Origin of the sequence: Luteococcus peritonei, assembly GCF_039526385.1 — a bacterium.
In the GTDB taxonomy this organism is placed as follows: Bacteria; Actinomycetota; Actinomycetes; order Propionibacteriales; family Propionibacteriaceae; genus Luteococcus; species Luteococcus peritonei.
In genome coordinates this window covers 20,935-40,657 of sequence record NZ_BAAAIX010000015.1, presented here as the reverse complement: position 1 = coordinate 40,657, position 19,723 = coordinate 20,935, and the positions used below count along the sequence as shown (strand labels likewise).

Annotated in this window: 16 protein-coding genes and 1 pseudogene; 7 read left to right on the top strand and 10 right to left on the bottom strand. The window is 70.7% G+C overall.

Features of this window, described 5'->3' with window-relative positions:
- The first annotated feature begins 16 nt into the window (after positions 1–16).
- On the top strand, positions 17–1,486 hold the full coding sequence (gene gndA / locus ABD073_RS06955; RefSeq protein WP_343873270.1) for an NADP-dependent phosphogluconate dehydrogenase: 1,470 nt from the start codon (positions 17–19) through the stop codon (positions 1,484–1,486).
- Positions 1,487–1,612: 126 nt separating this feature from the next.
- Positions 1,613–3,292: a glycoside hydrolase family 13 protein gene (locus tag ABD073_RS06950; RefSeq protein WP_343873269.1), complete on the top strand. Its 1,680-nt coding sequence runs from the start codon at positions 1,613–1,615 to the stop codon at positions 3,290–3,292.
- Between the two features lie 81 nt (positions 3,293–3,373).
- On the opposite strand, the gene ABD073_RS06945 is transcribed toward ABD073_RS06950, so the two are convergent.
- From ABD073_RS06945 to ABD073_RS06920, 6 genes and pseudogenes are all read right to left on the bottom strand, one after another.
- Positions 3,374–4,270, bottom strand: a complete 897-nt coding sequence (locus ABD073_RS06945) for an acyl-CoA thioesterase (protein WP_425559931.1) — start codon at positions 4,268–4,270, stop codon at positions 3,374–3,376.
- Positions 4,257–6,079 (bottom strand): annotated as a pseudogene (locus ABD073_RS06940) (AMP-dependent synthetase/ligase); the annotation flags it as partial. The pseudogene ABD073_RS06940 and the gene ABD073_RS06945, both read right to left, overlap by 14 nt.
- 247 nt (positions 6,080–6,326) lie before the next feature.
- Positions 6,327–6,935 (bottom strand): energy-coupling factor transporter transmembrane component T family protein, encoded by a 609-nt coding sequence (locus tag ABD073_RS06935; RefSeq protein ID WP_343873267.1) that lies wholly within the window; start codon positions 6,933–6,935, stop codon positions 6,327–6,329.
- Entirely contained in the window at positions 6,935–7,630 is a 696-nt protein-coding gene (locus ABD073_RS06930) for an energy-coupling factor ABC transporter ATP-binding protein (protein ID WP_343873266.1), read from the bottom strand. The genes ABD073_RS06935 and ABD073_RS06930 overlap by 1 nt, the downstream gene beginning before the upstream one ends.
- On the bottom strand, positions 7,627–8,220 hold the full coding sequence (locus ABD073_RS06925) for a biotin transporter BioY (RefSeq protein ID WP_343873265.1): 594 nt from the start codon (positions 8,218–8,220) through the stop codon (positions 7,627–7,629). The genes ABD073_RS06930 and ABD073_RS06925 overlap by 4 nt, the downstream gene beginning before the upstream one ends.
- Positions 8,217–8,804, bottom strand: a complete 588-nt coding sequence (locus tag ABD073_RS06920; RefSeq protein ID WP_343873264.1) for a biotin transporter BioY — start codon at positions 8,802–8,804, stop codon at positions 8,217–8,219. Before ABD073_RS06920 ends, ABD073_RS06925 begins: the two co-directional genes overlap by 4 nt.
- A gap of 127 nt (positions 8,805–8,931) precedes the next feature.
- Between ABD073_RS06920 and ABD073_RS06915 the strand changes: the two genes are divergently transcribed.
- From ABD073_RS06915 to ABD073_RS06900, 4 genes are all read left to right on the top strand, one after another.
- Positions 8,932–9,390, top strand: a complete 459-nt coding sequence (locus ABD073_RS06915; RefSeq protein ID WP_343873263.1) for a MarR family winged helix-turn-helix transcriptional regulator — start codon at positions 8,932–8,934, stop codon at positions 9,388–9,390.
- A gap of 4 nt (positions 9,391–9,394) precedes the next feature.
- Positions 9,395–12,349 (top strand): FAD-binding and (Fe-S)-binding domain-containing protein, encoded by a 2,955-nt coding sequence (locus ABD073_RS06910; protein ID WP_343873261.1) that lies wholly within the window; start codon positions 9,395–9,397, stop codon positions 12,347–12,349.
- 2 nt (positions 12,350–12,351) lie between these two features.
- The gene (locus ABD073_RS06905) at positions 12,352–13,254 is read left to right on the top strand and encodes a hypothetical protein (RefSeq protein ID WP_343873260.1); all 903 of its coding nucleotides are present in this window, start codon (positions 12,352–12,354) and stop codon (positions 13,252–13,254) included.
- 77 nt (positions 13,255–13,331) lie between these two features.
- On the top strand, positions 13,332–14,513 hold the full coding sequence (locus ABD073_RS06900) for a hypothetical protein (protein WP_343873259.1): 1,182 nt from the start codon (positions 13,332–13,334) through the stop codon (positions 14,511–14,513).
- Positions 14,514–14,519: 6 nt separating this feature from the next.
- On the opposite strand, the gene ABD073_RS06895 is transcribed toward ABD073_RS06900, so the two are convergent.
- From ABD073_RS06895 to ABD073_RS06885, 3 genes are all read right to left on the bottom strand, one after another.
- On the bottom strand, positions 14,520–15,428 hold the full coding sequence (locus ABD073_RS06895) for a carbohydrate ABC transporter permease (RefSeq protein WP_343873258.1): 909 nt from the start codon (positions 15,426–15,428) through the stop codon (positions 14,520–14,522).
- A 1-nt stretch (position 15,429) separates the two neighbouring features.
- A complete protein-coding gene (locus ABD073_RS06890) occupies positions 15,430–16,362 on the bottom strand; it encodes a carbohydrate ABC transporter permease (RefSeq protein WP_343873257.1) in 933 nt (310 codons plus the stop codon).
- A 73-nt stretch (positions 16,363–16,435) separates the two neighbouring features.
- Entirely contained in the window at positions 16,436–17,773 is a 1,338-nt protein-coding gene (locus ABD073_RS06885; protein WP_343873256.1) for an ABC transporter substrate-binding protein, read from the bottom strand.
- Positions 17,774–17,999: 226 nt separating this feature from the next.
- On the opposite strand from ABD073_RS06885, the gene ABD073_RS06880 reads away from it, so the two are divergent.
- The gene (locus tag ABD073_RS06880) at positions 18,000–18,332 is read left to right on the top strand and encodes a putative quinol monooxygenase (RefSeq protein WP_343873255.1); all 333 of its coding nucleotides are present in this window, start codon (positions 18,000–18,002) and stop codon (positions 18,330–18,332) included.
- A gap of 1 nt (position 18,333) precedes the next feature.
- Here ABD073_RS06880 and ABD073_RS06875 read toward each other — a convergent pair whose 3' ends face one another.
- Complete coding sequence (locus ABD073_RS06875) at positions 18,334–19,677, bottom strand: MFS transporter (RefSeq protein ID WP_343873254.1); 1,344 nt, start codon at positions 19,675–19,677, stop codon at positions 18,334–18,336.
- Between the last annotated feature and the right edge of the window lie 46 nt (positions 19,678–19,723).

Sequence of the window (19,723 nt, the reverse complement as noted above, 5' to 3'; positions counted from 1 at the left end):
ACGGAATGGAGATCTGATGACCGAGACCACCCCCACCCCCAGCGGCGAGCTGGCCGACGTCGGCGTCATCGGCATGGCCGTGATGGGCTCCTCGCTGGCCCGCAACATGGCCCACAAGGGCTACACCGTGGCCGTCTACAACCGCACCTATGCCAAGACCGAGGAGGTCATCGCCGACCACGGCTCCGAGGGCCGCTTCATCGCCTCGGAGAAGATCGAGGACTTCGTCGCCTCGCTGGAGCGCCCCCGCCGCATCGTCATCATGGTGCAGGCCGGCAAGGGCACCGACGCCGTGATCGAGCAGCTGATCCCGCTGCTGGAGCAGGGCGACATCATCGTCGACGGCGGCAACGCCTTCTACGAGGACACCATCCGCCGCGAGAAGGAGGTCAGCTCCCACGGCCTGCACTTCGTCGGCTGCGGCATCTCCGGCGGTGAGGTCGGCGCCCTCGAGGGCCCCTCGATGATGCCCGGCGGCACCCAGGAGGCCTACGCGGCACTCGGCCCGATCCTGGAGAAGATCGCGGCCCAGTACGACGGCGAGCCCTGCTGCACCTACATCGGCACCGACGGCGCCGGTCACTTCGTGAAGATGGTGCACAACGGCATCGAGTACGCCGACATGCAGTTCATCGGCGAGGCCTACACCCTGCTCAAGGCCGCCGGCCTGGACAACGACGCGATGGCCGATGTCTTCGCCGAGTGGAACACCGGTGACCTGGACTCCTACCTGATCGAGATCACCTCCGAGGTGCTGCGCCAGAAGGACGCGAAGACCGGCGGGCACCTGCTCGACGTGATCGTGGACCAGGCCGGCATGAAGGGCACCGGCACCTGGACCGTGCAGTCCGCGCTGAAGCTGGGCGTGCCGGTCAATGCCATCTCCGAGGCCGTCTTCGCCCGCGCCATCTCCTCCAGCCCCGAGCTGCGCGAGCACGCGCAGGCCGCGCTCGAGGGCCCCGACGGCAGCCTGTCGGTGGACGACCTGCACGCCTTCACCGACGACATCCGCCAGGCCCTGTGGTCGGCCAAGGTGATCGCCTATGCCCAGGGCCTGGACGAGATCCGCATCGCCGGCCAGGAGTACGGCTGGGACATCGATGTCGCCGAGGTGGCCAAGATCTGGCGCGACGGCTGCATCATCCGCGCCAAGCTGCTGGACCGCATCTCCAACGAGTACGCGGCCCACAACCTGGTCACCCTGCTGGAGGCCCCCTCCATCAAGGCCGAGCTGGCCAAGGGCCAGGACGCCTGGCGTCGGGTGGTCACCACCGCCATCACCGCCGGCGTCCCGGTGCCCGGCTTCAGCTCCGCGCTGGCCTACTACGACCAGGTGCGCGCCCCGCGCCTGAACGCGGCCATGACCCAGGGCCTGCGCGACTACTTCGGCGCGCACACCTACAAGCGCACCGACGCCGAGGGCGCCTTCCACACCCTGTGGTCCGGCGACCGCAGCGAGGTGGGCGGCTCGGTCACCGGTCACTGAGCTGGACCACGAGGGGGCGCATCCTGCGGGATGCGCCCCCTCGTCGTGCCGGGGTCACTTCGTCGGGGCCGTGGGGGTGGCCGCCCCGCTGGCGCGTACCCCGGGGTCTGGCCATAGGCTTGACCGGTGAGATTCGACGACCCGAACTGGTGGCGCCATGCCGTCACCTACCAGATCTACCCGCGCAGCTTCGCCGACAGCAACAACGACGCCACCGGCGACATCCGGGGCATCATCGACAAGCTGGACCACCTGGCCAGCCTGGGCGTCGATGCCATCTGGGTCTCGCCCTGGTACCCCAGCCCGCTGTGGGACGGCGGTTACGACGTCTCCGACTACGGCGACATCAACCCCGACTTCGGCACCCTCGCCGAGGCCGACGAGTTCATCGCCAAGGCCCACGAGCTGGGCCTGCGGGTGCTGATCGACCTGGTGCCCAACCACTGCTCCATCGACCACCCGCTCTTCCAAAAGGCGCTGGCGGCCGGGCCCGGCTCGCCCGAGCGCGACTGGTTCATCTTCCGCGACGGCAAGGGCCCCCAGGGCGACGAGCCGCCCACCAACTGGGGCGGCATGTTCGGCGGTCCCGGCTGGGAGCGCGTCACCGAGGCCGACGGCCGTCCGGGCCAGTGGTACCTGCACATGTTCGCCCCCGAGCAGCCGGACTGGAACTGGGACAACGAGCAGGTGCGCGCCGAGATCGACCGCGTGCTGCGCTTCTGGTTCGACCGGGGCGTGGACGGCTTCCGCGTCGACGTGGCCGACTCGCTGGTCAAGGACCCCTCCTTCAAGGACATGCCGATCGACCCGCTCACCGGGCACGGCTCGTTGCAGAAGGTGGCAGGGTCCCCGCTGTGGGACCAGCCCGGCCTGGCCGAGGTGCAGCGTCGCTGGCGTCGGCTGGCCGACTCCTATGCCGGCACCGAGCTGGGCGCGCGGATCTTCGTCTCCGAGGCCTACCTGCCGCTGGAGCAGCTGGTGGAGTACGTGCGCCCCGACCGGCTGCACACCTCCTTCAACTTCGAGTTCCTGCAGTCGGAGTGGACCCCCACCTCGATGCGCACCGTGATCGACGCCTCCATCACGGGCCACGACGCCGTGGGGGCGCCCACCACCTGGGTGCTGGAGAACCACGACGTGATCCGCGTCCCGAGCCGCTACGGCAAGCCGGTCAGCGGCCGCCCCTTCACCGGCGCGGACCAGGAGGAGGACGGCCACTGGCAGGAGCGTCTGGCGGGCCAGCCCACCGACCTGGAGCTGGGCCGTCGTCGGGCCCGCGCGGCCGCTGCGCTGATGCTGGCGCTGCCCGGCGGCGCCTATGTCTATCAGGGCCAGGAGCTGGGTCTGGAGGAGGTCGAGGACCTTCCCGACGAGGCACTGCAGGATCCCACCTGGGTGCGCTCCAACCACACCGTGCGGGGCCGCGACGGCTGCCGCGTGCCGCTGCCCTGGGGCGGCGACCAGCCGCCCTTCGGCTTCGGCACCGACGCGGAGCCGTGGCTGCCGCAGCCCGAGGGCTGGGGCGAGCTGAGCGTCGAGGCGCAGGACGGCGACCCGTCGAGCACCCTCAACCTGTTCCGCACCCTGCTGCGGCTGCGCCACGAGCTGGAGGCGCTGGGCGACGGAGCGATGGCCTGGGACCAGAGCGCCCCCGAGGTGCTCAGCTTCACCCGTGAGCCGGGCTTCCGCTGCGTGGTGAACTTCGGCGCCACCCCGGTGGAGCTGGACGGGGAGCTGCTGGTCAGCACGGTCGAGCTGGTGGACGGCAAGCTGCCCGTCGACGCGGCGGCCTGGCTGCGCGTCTGAGCCGGCACGAGGCCCCGGGACCGCCATCGCGGTTCCGGGGCCTCGTCGTCTGCGGACCTCTTGGTCTTGCGGGGTCGTGGCTCAGGCGGTGACCAGGGCCGCGGAGAGGGCGGCGCGGGTGGACTGTGACAGCGGCTGCGGGCGTCCCTGGGCATCGGCGCAGACCAGCACGGTGCGGCCCCGGGCCAGCACCAGGCCGGAGCCGTCGGCGTGCGGGTGCAGCGGGTCGGTCACCTCGGCGGCGAGCACGATGGAGGAAGTGCCCAGCCGCACCGGCGCCGTCACCACCTGGTAGGGCTCGAGCCGGTGGTCCATCTGCACCACGTAGTCGATGTCCTGGCGGGCCACCAACCACATCTGCTCATCCAGCCCGGCCTGGCGGCCGTCGTCGAGCTGGCTGCCGGCACGCACCATGCCCGGGTCCAGCGCGGTGGTCATGGCGATCCGCGCCTCCTGCAGGTAGTCGAAGTAGCGCACATTGTTGACATGGCCGTAGGAGTCCAGGTCGCTCCAGCGCACCCGGAAGGAGTGCACGTGGCCGCGGCCCCGCAGCGGCGGGGCGGACAGCTCGCGCTGCGGCTCCACGGGGGCGCTCAGCGAGGCGAAGTGCTCCCGCTCGGCGTCGGTGAGCCGGCGGGGCCGCTGCCGGGTGAAGTCGAAGGGGCACAGCGTGGTGCGGGCCCGGCCCACCGGCTCACCCTCGTGGAAGAGCTCGTAGGCCAGCCGGAAGCGGGAGGCGCCCACCTCGGTGACCTGCAGTTCGACCCGCAGCGGCTCGGCGGAGAAGACCACCGGGCGCAGGAAGTCCACGCTGTGGCCCACCACGACGACTCCCCCACCCAGCAGGTGGCGGTTCGGGCCGTGGAGCAGGAAGTCGGCGCGGGCCTCCTGCAGGTAGTCCACGTAGGTGCCGTTGTTCACGTGCGCCTGGGCGTCCATGTCGCCCCAGCGCAGCGGGACCTCCACCACGTGCCTCACCTGGGCTCAGTCCTCCTTGTCGTAGAGCGAGTCCACGACGTGGGCGTACTTCTTGTCCACCGCGCCGCGGCGCACCTTCATGTTCGGGGTGACGCCGCCGTCGTCGACGCTGAACTCGTGGTCCAGGATCGCGAAACGCTTGACAGTCTCCCACTTCTCCAGCTTGGCGTTGGCGCGGCCCATCAGCTTGTCCATAGAGGCCTTGATCTCGGGCAGCTGGGTCAGCTCCTCGTAGCTGGCATTCGGGTGGCCGTGGTTGCGGCCCCAGCGCAGCAGGGCCTCGCGCTCCATGGTGACCAGGGCGACGACGTACTTGCGCCCCTCGCCCAGGGCGACCGCCTGGCTGACATAGGGGATGTTCGCGGTGATCGCGTTCTCCACCTTCTGCGGGGCCACGTACTTGCCGCCGGAGGTCTTGATCAGGTCGCGCTTGCGGTCGGTGATCGACAGGTAGCCGTCGTCGTCCAGCTCGCCCAGGTCACCGGTGTGGAACCAGCCGTCGGCATCGAAGACCTCGGCGGTCTTGTCCTCGGCATTGTGGTAGCCGCGGAAGATGGTGGGGCCCTTGAGCAGGATCTCGCCGTCCTCGGCGATGCGGACCTCCAGGCCGGGGGTCACCGGGCCGACGGTGCCGAAGCGGGGGGTGCGCGGGTCGTTCACGAAGGCGATGGCGGTGGTCTCGGTGGAGCCGTAGCCCTCGATGACGGTGATGCCGGCGGAGTAGAACCACTCCTGCACCTGGCTGGACAGCTTGGCCGAGCCGGAGATCAGGAACTTGATGTTGCCGCCCAGCTTGGCCTTGAGCTGGCTGAAGACGAGCTTGTCGGCCAGCTTGTACTGCGCCGCCAGCTTCTTGGGCATCGGCTCGCCGGCCAGCCGGTAGGGACGCGAGTCGCGGCCCACGGCAAAGGCCCAGCGCGAGATCCGGCCCTTGGCGCCGGTGCTGGGGCTGGCGGTCATCACCGCGGCGCGCACCTTCTCGAAGATGCGCGGGGCGCCGCACATGAAGTCGGGCTTCACCTCACCCAGGCCGGTGACGATCCGGTCCACCCGGCCGTCGACGGCGGTGGCGAAGCCGTAGGCCAGCGAGACCGCCACCAGGCAGTTGCCGAAGACATGGCTCAGCGGCAGCCACAGGTACTGCACACCGTCCTCGTCCATCATCTCCATGTACTTCATGGCCTTGGCGATGTAGGTCCAGCTCTCGTGCGCCAGCTCGACGCCCTTCGGGCGACCGGTGGTGCCGGAGGTGTAGATCAGCGTGGCCAGGCTCTCGGGCCGCAGGCTCGCCACCGCATCGGTGACGCAGTCGGGCTGCTCGGCGAGCCGGGCACGCCCCAGCTCGCGCAGCTGCTCCAGCGTGATGACGCGCTGGTCGACGCGCTCGGCGGCATCACGGTCGTCGTCGATGATGACGATGTGGGCCACCTGGTCCCACAGCTCGGCATTGTGCAGCTGCACCTTGGCCACCTGGGCCTGGTTCTCGGCCACCAGCATCACCGAGTCGGAGTCCTGCATGATGTAGAGCACGTCGTGGTCGGTGGTGTTGGGGTAGATCGCCGTGACGGCACCGGCGGCGCACTGCACGGCCAGGTCGGCCACCACCCACTCGTAGCGCGTGCTGGCCGCGATCGCCACCCGCTGCTCCCGCTCCAGGCCCAGCGCCAGGAAGCCGGCGGCGTGCTCGTGGATCTCCTGGCGCGCCTCCTGCCAGGTGATGCGGCGCCACTGGTTGGGGCCCTTGGGCTTGCGGTCGGGCTGCAGGAAGGCCAGCTTGTCGGGTGTCGCGCGGGCCCGCTCCTCCAGCATGTGGCCGACGCTCGGCGGACAGGTGGCGAGGATCTCCTGCTGGACGGTGCTCAATGGACGACCTTTCGTGTTGACCGCTCGATCCTAGACCCGCCCGCGGGGACGGTCTGGGAGGCACTTCAGCAGCGTCGACGACCAGTCGTCAACCATTCAACCGCTGCCCTACCGCGCGCGAACCCGGCACGCGCGGCTGACTGCTTTGCAGGCAAGGGAATCGTCTTGTCCTGCAGGCAAGGGAATCGCCGCCTCAGTCATCGACGCCACGGGCGGCCAGCGCCTCGCCCAGCGCGTCGGCGTCGCGCAGGCAGCGCACCACCAGCGGCACCGCGAAGCTGCGCAGGCTGAACTGCCCCAGTCGGGCGTACTGAGCCTCGCGCACCTCGGCGGCGATGGCCGCCACCAGCGGCACGCAGCGGATGCCCAGGTTCAGCACCAGGCCCACGCGTTCGGGGTCGACGCCCAGGCGGCGCAGCGGGCCGGCGGCGCGCACCACCTGGTCCACCATGGCGGTGGTGCGGGTGGTGAGCGTCACCAGGGCGGCGGCCAGCACCATCACCACGATCATGGCGGTGTAGACCAGCGCCTTGCGCCAGCCAGAGGCCCACAGGTGGAAGGCGGCGGTGAAGAGCAGCAGCCAGGCCATCGGGCGCACCTGCTGCCAGGTGGTGCGCAGGTCCATGCCGGCCACCGCATAGAGCACCAGCACCACGGCCAGGCTGCCCAGGGTGGCCACCAAGGAGCGCTGCAGCAGCACCGAGGCCAGGCCCAGGACCAGCAGGGCCACCAGCTTCGGACCGGCACCCAGCCGGTGCAGCGGGGAACTGCCGGGACGGTAGAGGCCCAGGGTGGAGCGCATCAGGCCTCCATGATGCGCTCGTAGGTGGCGATCGACTCCTGCGGACTGCCGTCGGCCACCAGCCGGCCCTGGTCGAAGACCAGTACCCGGTCGAAGGAGTGCAGCAGGTGCAGGTGGTGGGTGGCCAGCACGACGGTGGCCTCGACGGTGTCGATGATGCGGCCGATCTGGTTGGCATTGCGGATGTCGAGCAGGGTGGTGGGCTCGTCCATCACGATCATCCTCGGCTCGGTGACCAGCACCGAGGCGAGTGCCAGCAGCTGTTTCTGCCCGCCGGAGAGCAGCTGGGCCGGGTGGTCGCGGTGGCCCAGCAGCCCGAAGCGCTCCAACAGGGCGTCGACCCGCTCGGCCACCTGTTGCTTGTCCAGACCGCTGCGACGCAGCCCGAAGGCCACATCCTCGGCGACGGTGGGCATGATGATCTGGTTGTCCGGGTCGGTGAACAGGAAGCCCACCAGCTTGCGGATCTCCTTGGCGCGGGAGGCGGTGTCCATGCCGTCCACCAGGATGCTGCCCTCGGTGGGCAGCACCAGGCCGTTGAGCATCCGCAGGAAGGTGGACTTGCCCGAGCCGTTGTGCCCGATCACGCCGATCCGTCGCTCGGTGGCGCGCAGGTTGACGTCGCTGAGCACCACCCGTCGGGTGCTGCCCTCGCCGTAGGCGTGGCCCACCTGGCGGGCCTCGATCGAGATCATCGCGCCTCCCCCGCCAGCCGGACGGTCGCGGCCGGGACTGGCGCCGGCAGCAGGCCGGGCACGGCGCGGTGCACGCCGACGGCCACGGAGGTGGCCAGGGCCGCCTTGAGCAGGCCGCCCGGAACGTAGGTGGCGGCCATCACCAGTGAGGCGACCGGCCCGGTGCGCAGCACCGCGGCGAAGCCGAGGGCACCCAGCAGGTCGAGCAGCAGCACGCCGCCCAGCAGGTTGACCAGCAGCAGCGGCAGGGCCCGCTCGGTGTGCCAGCGCTGGCAGGCCCAGCCGATCGCCCCGGCGCAGAGCACATAACCCAGCAGGAAGTCCACCGACGGGCCGAGCAGCACGCCCAGGCCACCACGACCGCCGGAGAGCAGCGGCAGACCCAGGGCCACCAGCAGCCAGAAGATGGTCTGCGAGGCCAGCGCCCGCCGCCAGCCCAGCAGCGAGCCGGCCAGCATCGGGCCCAGTGACTGCGGGGTCACCGGCACCGGCGACCACGCCACCGGGAGCGCCGGCAGCAGGCCCAGCAGGGCGGTGAGGCCCGCGAAGCTGCAGACCAGCGCCAGGTCCCGCGAGGAGGAGCCGGTCACCGGGAAGCGCCCACCCGTCGCGAGGCCAGCAGACCCGGGTAGGCACGGTGCACACCGAGCGCCACCAGGCTGGCGATGACCACCTTGATGGCATCGCCCACCAGGTAGGGCACATTGGACAGCAGCGCCGCCTTCAGGGTCATGCCGGTGCGCACCAGGACGCCGGCGATGCCGCAGACATAGAGCAGGACGATGCCGCCCAGCACATTTGCCACCAGCCCCTTGGCCAGTGTGTAGGGGGCGCCCAGCCGCTCGGTGACCAGGCCGATGAACCAGGCGCAGACCACCCAGCCCACCAGGAAGCCCACCGACGGGCCCATGAAGACGCCCAGGCCGCCGCGGCCGCCGGAGAGCAGCGGCAGGCCGATGGCCACCAGGGCGAGGAAGAGCAGCAGGGCACCGGCGCCACGCCGGGCGCCGATGATGGAGCCGGCCAGCATGACGCCCAGCGACTGGGCGGTGATCGGCACCGGGGAGAGCGGGATCGGGATCGGCGGCAGCAGCCCCAGGGCGGCCATCAGGCCAGCGAAGACGGCGATCATCGCGAGGTCGCGGGAACGGGAGGGGCGGGCGGCGTCGGCCATGATGGAGCTCCTGCGGACGAGGCCCCGTGCGGGCCTGAACAGTGTTCAAGTATGGGCCCTGGACAGGGGCGAGTCCACTCGTGGGCGGCCCCGGGAGCAGTGACCTCGCGTGGATATACTCCGCTCCATGGCCAAGCACGACGAGACCCTGTGGCTCACCGAGGAGCAGCAGCGCATCTGGCGCAGCTACCTGCTCGGGGTGGCGCGCATCGACTCCTACCTGGACCAGGACCTTCGTCGTCACGGCCTCGACCTGGGCGAGTACGAGATCCTGGTCTGCCTCTCCGAGGCGGAGGGGCGTCGGCTGCGGATGAGCGAGCTGGCCGACCTGGTGCACCAGTCGCGCTCTCGGCTGACCCACGCGGTGGCCCGGATGGAGAACTCCGGCTGGGTGGCCCGCTCCTCTGCGCCGGAGGACCGTCGCGGCGTGGTCGCGCAGCTGACGGACAAGGGCTACGAGCTGCTCGAGCAGGCCGCCCCCAGCCACGTCTCGGCGGTGCGCCGGGTGCTGGTGGACAACGTCTCCGAGGAGGACTTCGCCGCACTGGGACGCGTGATGCGCGCCGTGCTGGCGGTGGCAGACTGAGCGCGTGAGCGCCCTCGACGACTACCTCGCACAGCCCGATGCCCGTGACTGCACCGACACCACCAGCCTGACCCGGGCCCTCTACTCCAGCGACGGCTCCATCTACCGCGTCGTGCCGCAGGCGGTGGCCCGGCCCCGCAGCGTCGAGGAGCTCACCACCGTGGTCCGCGCCGCCCTGGCCGCGGGACTCCCGCTGGTGCCCCGTGGTGCCGGCACCTCCTGCGCCGGCAATGCGGTGGGCGAAGGACTGGTGGTCGACGTCGCCCGGCACCTCCACCAGATCGGCACCATCGACCCCGAGGCCCGCACCGCCGTGGTGCAGCCCGGTGTGGTGCAGCAGAACCTGCAGCTGGCCGCCCGCCCGCACGGCCTGCGCTTCGGCCCCGACCCGTCCACCGCCACCCGCTGCACCATCGGCGGCATGATCGGCAACAATGCCTGCGGCCCCCGCGCCCTGGGCTATGGCCGCAGTGCCGACAACGTGGTGGCCCTCGACGTCATCACCGGCACCGGGGAGCTGGTGCGGCTGGGCGAGGGGGGCTCGGATGCCGCTCCCCTGCCGGCGCTGCGCGAGCTGGTGGCCGCCAACCTGGGCACCATCCGCACCGAGTTCGGGCACTTCTCGCGCCAGGTCTCCGGCTACTCGCTGGAGCACCTGCTGCCCGAGAACCGCTTCGACGCGGCGCGCTTCTTCTCCGGCACCGAGGGCACGCTGGGGGTCATCACCTCGGCCACCGTGCGGCTGGTCTCCGACGCACCCGTCTCCCGGATGTTGGCGCTGGGCTACCCGACGATGGCCGAGGCCGCCGACGCGATGCCCGCCATCCTGCCCTTCTCCCCGGTGGCCTGCGAGGGCATGGACCGCCGCATCGTCGACGTGGTGGCCCGCCAGCACGGCAGCGCCGCCGTGCCCGAGCTGCCGCGCGGCGACGGCTGGGTCTTCGTCGAGCTGGTCGGCGAGGACGAGGCGGAGGTGCAGGCGCGGGCCGAGGGCCTGCTGGCCGCCTGCGGGGCGCTGGAGGGCTGGATCGTCACCGATGCGGCCGTGGTCAAGGCGCTGTGGAAGATCCGCGCTGACGGCGCCGGCCTGGCCGGTGTCAGCCTGGACAACCCGGCCTATGCCGGCTGGGAGGACGCCGCCGTGCCGCCCGAGCGGCTGGGTGCCTACCTGCGCGAGTTCGACGCCCTGCTGGGCGAGCACGGCCTGCAGGGCCTGCCCTACGGCCACTTCGGCGACGGCTGCGTGCACTGCCGCATCGACTTCCCCCTCACCGAGGCCGGTGGGCCGCAGCGCTACCGCGAGTTCGTGGAGCAGGCAGCCGCGCTGGCCGCACGCCACGGCGGCTCGATGAGCGGTGAGCACGGCGACGGGCGGGCGCGCTCGGCGCTGCTGGGGGCGATGTACTCGCCCGAGGCGATCAGCCTGTTCGGCCAGGTGAAGCAGCTCTTCGATCCCCACAACCTGCTCAACCCCGGCGTCCTGGTGGACCCGCGGCCGGTGGAGGCCGACATCCGCGTCGCCGCCACGCTGGCTTCCCCGCTGCGCACCGAGGACCCTGACTTCGTCACCGCGGTGCACCAGTGCACCGGCGTGGGCAAGTGCCTGGCGGACTCGACGGCCGGCGGCGGCGTGATGTGCCCCTCCTTCCAGGCCACCCGCGACGAGAAGGACTCCACCCGCGGCCGCGCCCGGGTGCTGCAGGAGATGGTCAACGGCTCGCTGGTGGCCGAGGGCTGGCGCTCCCCCGAGGTGCACGAGGCGCTGGACCTGTGCCTGAGCTGCAAGGGCTGCTCGCGCGACTGCCCCACCGGCATCGACATGCCCAGCTACAAGTCGCGGGTGCTGCACGAGAGCTACAAGGGCCGGCTGCGCCCGATGAGCCACTACGCGCTGGGCTGGCTGCCGCGCTGGGGCCGTCTGGTGACCCGCGTGCCGGGCGTCGGTGCCGTCGCCAACCTGGGCACCCAGCTGCCCGGCGCCAAGCACCTGGTGCGACTGGCGGCCGGGGTGGACCAGCGTCGCCCGATGCCCGAGTTCCGTACCGGTGGCAGCGCCCGCTCCGACTTCCGCGGCCTGGGCGCCGTGGAGGGCGCCGCGCGGCCGGGCCTGGAGCAGCAGGCCCAGGCGGAGCACTCCGACGACACGACCCCGTCCCCCTATGCCCCCTCCCGGCTGGTGCGGCGCGTCGCCTCCGGCCTGACGGCCGGACGCACCCGCCCGACCCCGGGACCCGTCTCGGCCCCCGAGGGCCAGGGCCGTCCCGTGGTCATCTGGGTGGACTCCTTCACCGACTCCTTCGTGGGCAACCAGCTCGCCGGCCTGGTGCAGACCCTGGTGGGCGCCGGTTTCGAGCCGCGGGTGCTGCAGGAGGACGCCTGCTGCGGGCTGACCTGGATCACCACCGGCCAGCTCGACGGGGCCCGTCGCCAGCTGCGGGCGGCGCTGGAGGTGCTGCACCCCATCGTGGCGGCCGGCATCCCCGTCGTCGGACTGGAGCCCAGCTGCATGGCGGTCTGGCGCAGCGATGCCAAGGAACTGCTGCACGACGACGAGCGGGTGGCCGAGGTGGCCGACGGGATCCACACCCTGGCCGAGCTGCTGGCCACCGTCGAGGACCTGGAGCTGCCCGACCTGAGCGGGCACACCATCATCGCGCAGCCGCACTGCCACCATGCCGCCGTGCTGGGCTGGGCCGCCGATGCCGCCCTGCTGGCCCGCACCGGTGCCGAGGTGGTGACGCTGGGCGGTTGCTGCGGCCTGGCCGGCAACTTCGGCGTCGAGCGGGGCCACTACGAGGTGAGCGTGAAGGTGGCCGAGCACGACCTGCTGCCCGCCCTGCACGCCAAGCCCGAGGCCATCGTGCTGGCCGACGGTTTCTCCTGCCGCAAACAGGTCAAGGACCTGGAGGCCCGCGACGCCATGACCCTGGGCGAGCTGCTCGCGGCCCACCGGGGCTGAGCGTGGCGGGGCCGCTGGCCAGCTCGGCCCTGCTGCCGCAGGCGCCGGGCGTCTACCGCTTCCACGCCGCCGACGGCCGCACCCTCTACATCGGGCGGGCCACCAGCCTGCGCAGCCGGGTCCGCTCCTACTGGGGAGAGCTGAAGGGACGTCGCCACCTGGGCCGGATGGTGCCGCAGGTGGCGCGCATCGACGCCCTGGAGTGCGCCTCGGTGCACGAGGCCGCCTGGCTGGAGCGCAACCCACTGGAGCGGTCCTTGCCGCGCTGGAACCGGGCGGTGGGCGGGGCGGACGTGCCCTGCTGGCTGGTGCTCGACGAGGACCCTGGGCGCCCCGGCCTGCGCATCGCCTATGCACCACAACCCGGCGGCACCACACGCGCCGTGCTGGGCTCGGACCGTGCCGTCCTGGCCCGCAGCGCGGTGCTCCGCGCCTGGCCGCTGCACCTCACCGGCACCCAGCTGGACGGCGCCGAGCGCGCCTTCGCCGAGGCCAGAGGGATCTCCCCTGCCGTCCACGAGGCCTGCCTGCACTGGACCCGTCGGGTGCTGGCAGGTGAACCCACTGCCGCCGAGGCCCTGCGCGAACGACTGCTCGACGCCCGGGAGCGCGCCAGCGAGGGCCTGGCCTTCGAGACCGCCCAGCGCATCCAGCTGGAGCTGGCGGCCATCGACTGGTTGGTGCAGCCCAACCGGATGACAGACCAGCAGCCGGCCGACCTGTCGGTCGCGGGCTGGCACGACGGGCTGCTGCTGCAGCTCAGCGCCACCGACGGTCGGCTGGACCGCTGGCGCACCCGCCCCACCAGCTCGGACCAGGCCCTCGCGCTGGCCGAGCGCACGCCCTCACACTGGCAGGACCTCGCCTGCCGCAACGCCGAGCTCGCCGCCCGGCTGCGCCGCTGAGGCAACCGGGCTGAGCCTTTCCGGGGTCCGTCGGCGGGTTTCGTGCATCCGACGCCCCGGGGCATCACAATCAGCTGGTGGACCTGACCTGGCGCGGAGCGACGTGGAGCCGGCGCACGCCGCAGCCCAGGATCCGCCTGCAGTGCCCGCGATGGGCCCACCGTTGCCTCACCTGGTGGAGCAGCACCGCCGTCGGCTCCCGCGCCGTGCACCGCTACTACGTGCAGGACGAGTTGCCCTCGCAGAACCTGCTGGACCGCCGCCGCCCACCCACCCAGCTGGCGGTGCTGGTCACCTCGCTCTCCCGCCCCCTGCAGCCGCTGCTGGTCACCGACGACATCACCTTCCCCGTGGGCCAGCACACCCCCGTCGCCCGGGTGGACGTCGAGGTGCCCGAGGACCGCGACGGGTATGACTCGCGGGCCTGGCGGGTCCATGCCGGCTCCACCGACTACGCCCGCACCGTGCTCGACCCACAGGTCTGGCATCTGCTGGAGGAGCACTCACGACGCTGGCCGGTGCGCCTGTTCGTCGACGCCGACCGGCTGGTGGCCCTGGACGACCGCCATCGCAACCAGACGGCGCGGCTGCTGGGGCAGGTGGCCGACCTGCTGGAGCAGAAGATGGCCGCCGGCCTGCTGGCGCGCTGGTACGACCAGCCCGTCGCTCCGCCCGGTCCCGCCCAGCCCTTGCGTCTGGGCAGCCGTCACGACACCCGCACCTGGCCCGGCTGGGAGCACCCGGTGGACCACGACCAGCCGGACCTGCTGGAGCTCGCCACCGATGACCCGGAACTGGCCGACGTGCGTCCCCGGCGGGCGCTCGACCCACCGGGGCGACTGCTGCGGGGACGGATCGACGGCCAGGTCTTCGCCCTGGTGCGTGAGGACGCGCACCACGCCCGGCTGCTGGTGCCGCTGGTGCGACCCATTCCCGACGAGGTCACCATCCGCGCCCGACGCCTCTTCCCGGGCGGCATCGGCACCGAGTGGGAGGACTTCAACGACCGCTACGTCGTGAAGGCCACCTTCAGCCGGGTGGGCCACGCCACCAGCAGTCCGCTGCTGATGCAGCTGCTGCAGGACGACCCGATCGACGCCCTCCACGTCCGTGGCCGCTGGGCCTGGCTGGACGTGGAGGGCGACACGATCGAGGCGCTACGTGGTCCGCTGGCCGTGCTGGCCAGGGCCCGCGAGGTGCTGCCCGACTTCGAGATCTCCCCGCCGCAACGTCGTGGCTACTACGCGCTCGACGACTGAGCCGGCTCAGCCCTTGACCGAGCCCGACATCAGGCCGCCGACGAAGTACTTGCCCAGCGCGATGTAGACCAGCAGCGTCGGCACCGAGGCGATCAGCGCACCGGACATCGAGGCGCCGTAGTCGGCCATGATCGAGCCGTGCGCCAGGTTGTTCAGGGCCAGCGTGACCGGGCCGGACTGCGCGCCGCCACCGAAGAAGAGTGCGAACAGGAAGTCGTTCCAGGCACTGGTGAACTGCCAGATCAGCACCACCACGAAACTCGGGATGGAGATCGGCAGCACCACGCGGAAGAAGGTGCTCAGCATGCCGGAGCCGTCCACCTTGGCGGCCTCGATCAGCTCGGTGGGAACGCTCTCGTAGTAGTTGCGGAAGATCAGCGTGGTGATCGGGATGCCGTAGACCACGTGCATCAGGATCAGCGTCGGGATCCCCATGCCGATGTCGGCCGAGGTGACCAGCTTCATCAGCGGGATCATCACCGCCTGGTAGGGGATGAACATGCCGAACAGGATCATGGTGAACACGATGTTGGCGCCCGGGAAGCGCCACTTGCTCAGCACGAAGCCATTGGCGCTGCCCAGCATGGCGGAGATGATCGAGCTGGGGATCACCAGCAGCAGGGAGCGCACCAGCCCACCCTTGAGCTGGTCCCAGGCCCGGACCCAGTTGTCCATGGTCCAGGTCTCGGGCAGCAACCAGGTGCGCGAGGGGTCGGCGTCGGCGCCGTTCTTGAAGCTGGTGATGAACAGCACGTAGACCGGGATCAGCACCAGGAAGAGCGAGAAGAGCAGCAGGGCGTAGCGCAGGCCGGTGGCCCAGGTGAAGCGCTCGCCGGCGGCGCGGCGGGTGCTGGGCGCGGCGAGCAGCTCGGCCTCGGTGACGGGCGCCGGGGCGGTGGCGGTGGGTGCGGACATGTCAGTTCCTGCCCTTCGCGTCGTGCACCAGGTAGGGGATGACGGCCACGGCCACCAGGACCAGCAGCACGGTGCCCACGGCGGCGGCATTGGAGTAGTCGTTGTCGGTCATGAAGTTGAACATGTCGATGGCCGGCACCTTGGTGGAGTAGGTGCGCTGGTCGGTGATGGACATGATCAGGTCGAAGCTCTTGAGCGACATGTGGCCGATGATGATCACCGCGCTCAGCGCGATCGGGGTGAGCTGGGGGAAGATGACGCTCTTGTACAGCTCCCACTCGTTGGCGCCGTCGACGCGGGCCGCCTCGCGCAGGTCCTCGGGGATGCCGCGGAAACCGGCCAGGAAGAGGGCCATCACGTAGCCGGCGAGCTGCCAGACCGCGGGCAGCGCGATGGCCAGGATGCCCAGCGCGGTGTTCTGGGTCCACGAGTTCTGCAGGAAGTCCAGCCCGACCATGTCGAAGAGTCGGTTCAGGCCCGAGGCCTGCTCCCCCTGCGCGGAGTTGAGCAGCCAGCGCCAGACGATGCCGGAGGCCACGAAGCTGACCGCCATCGGGAACAGGAAGATGGAGCGGAAGATGCCCTCGCCCTTGATCGGGCGGTCCAGCAGCCAGGCCCACAGGAAGCCGATCACCAGCGTGCCGGCCAGGAAGGCGACGGTGAACAGCACCAGGTTCACGAAGGAGTGCTGGAAGTCCGGGCTGGAGAACAGGTTGGTGAAGTTCTCGAGGCCAACGAAGTGGGTGGGCTTGCGACCCGAGATCTGGGAGGCCTTGTGCGAGTCCAGCAGCGAGGTGTGGATGTTGATGCCGATCATGCCGTAGACGAAGACGCCCACCAGCAGCAGGGAGGGCGAGATCAGCAGCAGGCCGGGCAGCCAGTCGCGCCACCGGGGGCGCCGGCGCCGGGTGGCGGGCGCGGGGGTTGTGCTCACGGTATTCCTTCGGTGCTTTGTGCGGACAGCGGGGCACCCGCGACGGTGCGGGTGCCCCGGTGACCGAGAGGTGTCAGGCGACGGACTTGTAGGCGTCCGCCAGGGCCTTCTGCAGCGCGGTGACGTCGGAGGCGCCCTGGGCGAACTTGCTCAGCGCGTCGCCCATCGCATTCGAGGCCTTGGCCGGCAGGGCCGCGCCGTGCGCGATCGAGGAGACGATCGTGTCGGCGGCGAAGTCCTTCATGGCGCTCTGGTGGTACTCGCTGAACTTGCCCTTCTCCTCCTCGCTCAGGTCGGCGCGCGCCGGGATGGAGCCCTTGATGGAGTTGAAGGCGATCTGGCCCTCCTTGGAGGAGATCGTGTTCAGCCAGTTCTTCGCGCCGCCGGGGTGCTTGGCGCCCACCGGCAGGGTGAAGGAGTCGGCCAGGAAGTCGAAGGTGCCCTTGGTGCCGGGCACCGGGAAGTAGACGTAGTCCGTGCCCGCCTTCTTCTTGGCGCCCTCCCAGGCTGCGAAGGCCCAGTCGCCCATCACGTTGTAGGCGGCCTTGCCGTCCATGATCGGCTTCATGGCGGGCTCCCAGTCCTCGGTGTAGAGCGACTTGTCGGTGAAGCCCACGATGGTCTTGTAGTGGTCCAGCGCCTTCTTCACTCCGTCACCGGCCCAGTCGGTCTTGCCGTCGAACAGGCCGTTGTAGCCGTCGGCACCCAGGTCTGCCAGCAGGATGGTCTCCAGCAGCTGCAGCTGGGTCCAGGCAGCGCCCATGGTGATGGGGGTGAGGCCCTTGGCCTTGATCTTCTGCATGTCCGCGATCCAGCCGTCGATGTCGGCCGGCGGGTTCTTCGGGTCCAGGCCGGCGGCCTCCAGCGCCTTCACATTGGCCCAGACCACATTGGCGCGGTGGATGTTGGAGGGCACCGAGTAGATGGCGCCGTCCTCGTCCTTGATCCGGTCCATCAGGGTGGCCGGGAAGGCGTCGGTGAGCTTGAACTCGTCGAAGAGCGGGGCGATGTTCTCCAGGTAGCCGGCGTCGATGTCGTCCTTCAGCTCGGCTCCGGCGTGGGCCTGGTAGGTGTCCGGCGGGTTCTTCGCGGCCAGGTCTGCGGCCAGCTTCTGCTTGGCCTGCGAGCCGGCGCCACCGGAGACGGCCTTGTTCTCGAACTTGGTGCCGGCGTTCTGCTTCTCGAAGACCTTGACCAGCGCGGCCAGGCCCTCCTTCTCCGAGCCGGCGGACCACCAGGTGACGACGTCGACCTGCGAGGCGTCCCCCGCGCCGATGGACCCGGCGGAGGCCGAGGACCCGGACTCGCTCTTCTTGTCGCTGCCGCCACAGGCGGACAGGCCCATGGTGGCGGCGACGGCGACGCCGGCACCGAACAGGCCGCGGCGGGTGATGACTGGATTGATTGCCATGGTGGTGACTCCTGGAACAACGTCGTTCCACCGCTGCTTCCTTGCAACGGCGGGTCGGTGTCTCGACCGATGACAGACAGTGTGCACCCTGCGCCAGTCCAACCCGACATCAGGGTGGCTACGACTTTCAAACATAATCAACAGTTCAGGTTCTGGAGCACCCGGCGAGATTTCGTGCACCGTGCGCGGTCATGGCCGGCCTCGGGCTCGCGGCACAATGGGGGCCATGATCACCATCACCGTGAAGTGGGACGTCAAGCCCGAGTACGCCGACGATTTCATGGAGCTCACCCGTGAGTTCACCGAGGCCTGCCGCGCCGAGCCCGGCTGCCTGTGGTTCGACTGGTCGCGCAGCGTCGACAATCCCAACGAGTACATCCTGATCGAGGCCTATGCCGATGCCGAGGCCGGCAGCGCCCACGTCAACAGCGAGCACTTCACCAAGGCCATGAAGGAGCAGGGGCGATACGCGGCCACCCGGCCCCAGGTGATCTCCTACGAGATCCCGCAGGACGGCTGGAACGACCTGGGCGAGATCGAGATGCCCGACGGGCAGTGACTCAGGCCGCGAGGCTGCTCGCGTCGTAGCGGTGGAAGGCTGGCACCCGCACCACCAGGGCGGCCACGACGGCCACCAGGACGATGCCGCCCAGCAGGGGCGGCGCCCAGACGGCCAGCAGGGCCGCCAGGCCGACGAAGGCATCACCGATCCGAGGCCCGCCGGTGACCACCATGATGTAGATCCCCTGCATCCGGCCACGGATGGAGTCCGGCACGGCCTGCTGCAGGATGGTGTTGCGGAAGATGGCCGAGACGTTGTCGCTGGCCCCCATGCCGAAGAGCATCAGCAGGGCGACGGCGAGCGCGCTGCGGTTGGCGTGCTCGACGCTGCCCGCTCCCCCGGGCCAGATGCCCAGGTGCACCATCAGCACCACGACGCCCATGCCGATGGTGAAGCCGCCGTAGGCCAGCACGGCCAGGTTCACCGCCCGACCGTGGCGGCGCCAGGTGACGATGCGTCCGCTGAACAGGCTGCAGACCACGGCCCCGACGGCCATCGCCGCCGCCAGGACACCGGCGGTGATCGCCCCGCCGCCCAGCACCACGGCGCCGAGGGCCGGGTAGAGCGAGCGCAGGTTGCCGAAGGTCATGGCGACGATGTCCACCACGAAGCTCATCGCCACCACCGGCGTGGCGCGCACATAGGCGAAGGACTGCCGGATCGCGGCCCAGCTGCTGGTCTCCGCACCGGGTTCGGGTGGCATCGGCGGCAGGGCCGCCAGCCCCAGGAAGGAGCCGCAGAAGAGCAACAGGTCCAGGGTGTAGGTCCAGGCGAATCCGCCGTGGGCCACCAGCAGGCCGGCCAGCATGGGGCCGACGGTGATCACCAGCCCCATGCTCATCCCGTTCAGCGCACCGGCCGCCGGCAGCATGGCGGCGGGGATCAGGTTGGGGATCATGGCCTGGCGCGATGCCCCCACCAGCGTGGCGCCGATGGTGTTGACCGCGCTGAGCAGGTACAGGCTCCAGATGGTCTCCTGGCCCAGCCAGGCCAGCAGGGCGATGCCCGCCGTGGAGAGCCAAGCCAGCACGGCGGAGGCCAACGCCACCCGGCGACGGTCGAAGCGGTCCACGATGGTGCCGCCGTACAGGCCCGCCCACAGGGTGGGGAGCAGGGCGATCACGCCCACCATGGAGACCGCGAAGGTGGAGCCGGTGAGCTCGTAGACGTGCAGGCCGACGGCCACCGAGGTGAGCGTGTTGCCGATACCGGTGACCAGGGCACCGATCCACATCCAGGTGAAGTGCCGTGAGGCGCGGAAGGGGCCCAGGTCGAGCAGCAGGCTGCGCCGTGGGCCGGCTGTGGCGTCGGGCTCAGGCGCTTCGGGGTCGGCGGTGCTCACCCGTCGATCCTGCCACGCCGCTCCAGGCCCACTGCGCCAGATCTAG